Genomic DNA, 5,281 nt, shown 5'->3' with positions numbered 1-5,281 from the left:
AGTTTGACGATCGCTATACGTCCTTTACAGCGGCAGCGCTCAAGGCGTCCGGTATTGATTTTGGCAAAAACCTAATGAGAATCAACTTGGAGGATCCGGCAACGGCTCGACTTCTCGAGAAATCCGCCGAAGTAATTGATCAGTGTGCAGCTCTGGAAATCCCAATCATGCTTGAACCGTTCATGAGCAAGTGGGTTGACGGGAAAGCGGTTAACGAGTTGACCGCCGAAGCCGTCGAGTTATCGGTGGCAATTTCCTCCGGACTGGGATCAACCATTGCCTACTCTTGGCTCAAGCTTCCGGTAGTTCCTGGCATGGAGAGAGTTATGGAGGCAACCACATTGCCAACTCTCTTGCTCGGTGGCGAAGGTGGCAACGACCAGGATGAAGCTTTCCAATCCTGGAGCGATGCCTTGGCTCTTCCGGGTGTCAGGGGACTGACAGTTGGCCGAACCCTTCTCTATCCAAAGAACGACGATGTTGCTGGAGCCGTAGCTCAAGCCGCAAACCTGGTACACAAGTAGATTTTTTACACAAAGAAGAAAAGGAAAAGATGATGAGCGTAATTCCAATGTGGATAAACGGCAAGGCAGTCGAGAGCAAATCCGGAAGGTTCGGCGACGGATTTGACCCGGCTCTGGGTGAGTCCACCAAGAAGGTTGGCTTCGCGAATCAGGATGAGATCAACGCAACCGTGGCCGCCGCCAAGGCGGCCTTTCCCGCCTGGAGGGATCTCTCAACCGCTAGGCGCCAGGCAATTATGTTCCGCTTCCGTGAACTGCTGGAGGCCAAGAAGCCCGAGCTCGCTGCAATCATCACAGCCGAGCACGGCAAGGTTTTATCTGATGCGCTCGGTGAAATTACTCGCGGCCAGGAAGTGGTGGAGTTTGCCTGCGGATTACCCCACCTTCTCAAGGGAGAGTTCTCAGAAAATGCGTCAACCAACGTCGACGTCTATTCAATAAAGCAGCCACTTGGAATTGCCGGAATCATCAGCCCGTTCAACTTCCCGGCTATGGTCCCGATGTGGTTTTTCCCGGTGGCAATCGCAGCTGGCAACACCGTGATTCTGAAGCCGAGTGAGAAAGATCCAACAGCTGCCATCTGGATGGCTGAGCTTTGGAAAGAAGCCGGTTTGCCAGACGGTGTCTTCAACGTTCTAAACGGAGACAAAGAAGCGGTAGACGGATTGCTAAACCACCCTGACGTGGCCTCCATCTCATTTGTGGGATCCACCCCGATTGCGCAGTACATTTACGAAACCTCAGCCAAGAATGGCAAGAGGGTCCAGGCCCTAGGTGGAGCCAAGAACCACATGCTTGTTCTCCCTGATGCCGATCTTGATCTTGTGGCTGACTCAGCTGTTAACGCGGGCTTTGGTTCAGCCGGCGAGCGCTGCATGGCAATCTCAGTGGTAGTTGCCGTTGAGCCGGTAGCCGATGCGCTTATTGAAAAAATCAAAGAGCGTATGGCAACCATCAAGGTGGGAGATGGCCGTCGCAACTGTGACATGGGTCCTCTCGTCACTAAGCAGCACCTTGAAAAAGTCACCTCGTATATTGCAATTGCCGAGAAAGACGGCGCTTCAGTTGTGGTTGATGGCCGCGGAGTTGTTGCCGACGGAGCTCCCGAAGGATTTTGGCTTGGTCCAACATTGATAGATAAGGTTCCAACATCTTCCAAGGTCTACCAGGAGGAAATCTTTGGTCCGGTTCTATCGGTAGTTCGAGTCAAGACCTACGACGAGGGTCTTGAGCTAATCAACTCGGGAGCTTTTGGTAACGGAACCGCTATTTTCACAAACGACGGTGGTGCAGCTAGAAAGTTCCAAAATCAGGTTCAGGTTGGAATGATTGGAATCAACGTTCCAATTCCAGTTCCGGTTGCTCACTTCAGTTTTGGTGGTTGGAAGCAGTCGCTGTTCGGGGACAGCCGTGCTCACGGTGAAGAGGGCTTCAGATTCTTCACTCAGACCAAGGTAATTACTTCAAGATGGCTTGACCCAAGCCACGGGGGATTGAACCTAGGTTTCCCTCAAAACTAATGAAGTTCGCGGTCACCGGATCAACCGGTTTCGTTGGCAGCAATATTTCAAAAGTTCTTGAATCTCGAGGCCACGAGGTCGTTGGTTTGGTTCGAAGCGAAGCTAAGTTGCCATGGGCAACGAAGCTGGTTGATTTTCAAAGCCAAGATTCTATTCAGGCCGCTCTTACGGGAACCGAGCTGTGGTTCACTGTGCGATTGCGAACGATTTCAACAGGTTGATGCAAGAGTGAGCGTAGACTTCATAAAGCAAGTAGTGTCTGAGCTTTCTTAGGAGAAAAAAGTTGTCAAAGTGGTTTTATCCAAAGGGTGAACTGGTTTCTGGTCCCTGGGAAGTATTTGTTGACGACTCAACGCCGGGTTGGAAATACACCGGAACCAAAGTGGGAAATTTCATGAACCACCCTTCCTTTGAGTTGCCGGCAGACAAATGGGAGCGTGCCATCTGGCCCCTAGATGGCGAGTCCATCAGGGTTGACTTTCAGGGTGAAGAGTCAGGTTCACTAACTCTTCGAGGTCGAGAGTCGGTATTCCACGGTCCGGCAGACTTTTTGTTTTTACCAAGATTCACCAGCGCCATGGTTACCGGGACCGGTCGGTTCATTGTCGCCGAGGCACTTGCCAAAGCTGACAAGAACGTCCAGCTGACCAAGAAGGAAGATGTCTCAATTCTGATCCGTGGGGTTGGCGCAGCGACCAGGCAGATTCACGACTACGGCGGCGTTGACCTGCTGGATGCCAGCGCAATGGTGGTTGTTGAAGTAATCGTTCCCTCCGGTAATCACTCCGGGATTCCACCCCACAAGCACGACACCTACGTTCCTGGTGTGGAATCAAACCTTGAAGAAATTTATTATTTCGAGCTTGCAACCGACAGGAATCTCCCGAAGCCAGATAGGTCTGATCCCATTGCCATGTTTCGGGCCTACGCATCTGATGAGCGTCCAATCGATCTAACCCTGGTAGTTAGAGACGGCGATGTAGCACTGTTGCCTTATGGCTACCACGGTCCTACCTCGGCAGTTCCCCCATACGATCTGTACTTCATGAACGTTATGGCAGGACCCGATCCTGATCGAAGCTGGAACATCACCGACGACCCCGACCACGGTTTCTTTAGGGCGAGCTGGGATTCGCTAGAGGCTGATCCGAGGCTGCCCTATCAGGCCTAAGACCTAGAAAAAGTAGAAAACCGGCCGGTTCCCTTTTTAGGAACCGGCCGGTTTCTTATTTCTTTAAGAGTTCTTTACCTGCTGAATCTCGTGAGTCAGGGCCTCGAGCTCAGCTCCACCTGCCATTGCAATGGTGAGTTCGTCAAGCTTGACGTTCTTTCGCATGAAGTCGTTGGTCATCTTTCCACGGTTGAGTAGGTAGAAGCGATCTCCCACCAGGAAGGCATGGTGAGGGTTGTGAGTGATGAACACAACTGCCACACCTCTTTCCTTAGCTGACAGAACATACTTCAAAACGATTCCAGACTGACGAACACCCAGAGCGGAGGTTGGCTCATCGAGAATCAGAACCTTGGCACCGAAGTAAACAGCTCTTGCAATAGCCACAGCTTGGCGCTCACCTCCGGAGAGGGTTCCAATTGGCTGCTCGGTGTCTCGAAGGTCGATACCCATCTGCAGTAGCTGCTTCTTGGAAATGTCCTTCATGGCTTTGATGTCAAGGCGACGAAGTGGACCCCAGCCCTTGGTGATTTCGTTTCCAAGGAAGAAGTTTCTCCAGACCGACATCATCGGGATGGTTGCAAGATCCTGGTAAACGGTTGCAATGCCCTTGGCCATGGCATCTCTTGGAGAGTTGAAGCTCATTGGGCTTCCCTCCATCAAGAACTTGCCATTGGTTGGCATGTGCACTCCGGAGAGGATTTTGATGAGGGTTGATTTACCGGCACCGTTGTCACCGAGAACGCAGGTGACGGTTCCGGGTTCAACCTCTAGCGACACGTCGGTTAGAGCGATAACGCTACCGAACTGCTTGCCGACTTTCTTGAGCTCTAGGGCTGCGGTCATTTTTTGCCTCCCGACATTGCGCGCTTTCCGACGTAGCTGTTGATCAGAACGGCGGTTAGCAAGATTGCTCCAAGGAATGTAAAGGTCCAGTCTGAGTCCCAGCGAGCGAATGGGATACCGATGTAGGCCATTCCCATAACTGCCGCACCAATCGATGCACCAATTGCGGAACCCTTACCACCGGTTAGTAGTGTGCCACCAACAACAGCGGCGATGATGTAGAAAAACTCCATTCCAACACCCTGGCCAGCCTGCATGCCCTTGAGTCGAAGAACGAGCATGACGCCGACTAAAGCAGCAGCCATCGAAGTCATCATGAACAGCATGATCTTGGTTCTGATAACCGGTACACCAGCATTACGAGCTGCGTTTGGGTCACCACCGGCTGCAAAGATCCAGTTTCCGAATCGGGTCCTGGTTAGGATCCACGTTGCGAGGACTGTGAAGGCTATCCACCAGAACAATGTGATCTGAAAGCTAGCCCCAAAAATTTCAATCTTGGAAGCAAATATGGCGGCGGCCTGATCAAAGTTTGGCGCCTTGTCGGTGTCGCTCACACGAACAGTTCCCGTCAGGGCCTTAGTAATTGCGAGGTTTGCTCCGCGGAGAACAAAGAAGGTAGCGAGAGTCACGATGAAGGACGGAAGTCCGGTTGTGACTACCAACCAACCATTCAGGAAACCAATCAGTGCACCGAACAAAAGGACAATCACGATCGTGGACCAGATATCCAGCCCAAGCTCGGTGACCAGCATTCCAGTTAGTAGACCGGCGGTTCCGACCATAACTCCTGTAGATAGGTCAAACTCCCCACCGATCATTAGAAGGGCTACGAAAACCGCAATGATTCCAATTGGCGCTGCGATGTCAGTCCAGCCAGCTATACCGCCAGGCTGACCAAAGTTTCCAGTGGTGTCAACAACTGAGAAAAGAGTAAAAATTGCCAGCGCTCCGAGCAGAGCTCCGAATTCGGGCCGGCGAAGAAGGGTCGTAATAGTCGATGTTTGTTTAACGCGTTCGTCTTTGACTGCGTTTGCCATTTTTAGGTCCTTAACTTTCATTGTTTACAGCTTAGGAGACTTAGAGAAATGGTGGGCTAGGAAATTTCCTAGCCCACCATCTTTGATTCTAGGTGATGACTAGCGAGAGCCACCCTCGACCAGGCTAATTACCTGCTCGACGTTTGATGCGTCAACGAAACCAGGACCGGTGTACATAGG

At 51.8% G+C, this 5,281-nt stretch carries 6 protein-coding genes; 4 read left to right on the top strand and 2 right to left on the bottom strand.

Annotated features, from left to right (window positions below; translation table 11 throughout):
• The 4 genes from WAO31_RS01425 to WAO31_RS01410 all read left to right on the top strand — a co-directional run.
• The coding region (locus WAO31_RS01425) for a Cgl0159 family (beta/alpha)8-fold protein (protein WP_509589323.1) at nt 1-524 on the top strand (524 nt) is incomplete at its 5' end.
• 29 nt (nt 525-553) lie between these two features.
• Entirely contained in the window at nt 554-2,044 is a 1,491-nt protein-coding gene (locus tag WAO31_RS01420) for a CoA-acylating methylmalonate-semialdehyde dehydrogenase (protein WP_509589321.1), read from the top strand.
• Entirely contained in the window at nt 2,044-2,265 is a 222-nt protein-coding gene (locus tag WAO31_RS01415) for an NAD-dependent epimerase/dehydratase family protein (protein ID WP_509589319.1), read from the top strand. The genes WAO31_RS01420 and WAO31_RS01415 overlap by 1 nt, the downstream gene beginning before the upstream one ends.
• Nucleotides 2,266-2,327: 62 nt before the next feature.
• Nucleotides 2,328-3,215, top strand: coding sequence for a 5-deoxy-glucuronate isomerase (locus WAO31_RS01410; RefSeq protein ID WP_509589317.1), 888 nt, complete (start codon nt 2,328-2,330; stop codon nt 3,213-3,215).
• A gap of 63 nt (nt 3,216-3,278) precedes the next feature.
• On the opposite strand, the gene WAO31_RS01405 is transcribed toward WAO31_RS01410, so the two are convergent.
• Nucleotides 3,279-4,061, bottom strand: a complete 783-nt coding sequence (locus tag WAO31_RS01405) for an ATP-binding cassette domain-containing protein (RefSeq protein ID WP_509589315.1) — start codon at nt 4,059-4,061, stop codon at nt 3,279-3,281.
• Entirely contained in the window at nt 4,058-5,101 is a 1,044-nt protein-coding gene (locus tag WAO31_RS01400) for an ABC transporter permease (protein WP_509589312.1), read from the bottom strand. Before WAO31_RS01400 ends, WAO31_RS01405 begins: the two co-directional genes overlap by 4 nt.
• Between the last annotated feature and the right edge of the window lie 180 nt (nt 5,102-5,281).

Origin of the sequence: Rhodoluna sp. (assembly GCF_049276775.1) — a bacterium.
Lineage (GTDB): Bacteria > Actinomycetota > Actinomycetes > Actinomycetales > Microbacteriaceae > Rhodoluna.
Note: the sequence above shows the minus strand (reverse complement) of the source record. Positions and strands in the feature narration are given on the sequence as shown.

Bases quoted from the DNA above. Each gene is read 5' to 3' on its own strand.
- WAO31_RS01420 (WP_509589321.1), top strand. From the start codon at position 554: ATGATGAGCGTAATTCCAATGTGGATAAACGGCAAGGCAGTCGAGAGC.
- WAO31_RS01415 (WP_509589319.1), top strand. From the start codon at position 2,044: ATGAAGTTCGCGGTCACCGGATCAACCGGTTTCGTTGGCAGCAATATT.
- WAO31_RS01405 (WP_509589315.1), bottom strand. From the start codon at position 4,061: ATGACCGCAGCCCTAGAGCTCAAGAAAGTCGGCAAGCAGTTCGGTAGC.
- WAO31_RS01400 (WP_509589312.1), bottom strand. From the start codon at position 5,101: ATGGCAAACGCAGTCAAAGACGAACGCGTTAAACAAACATCGACTATT.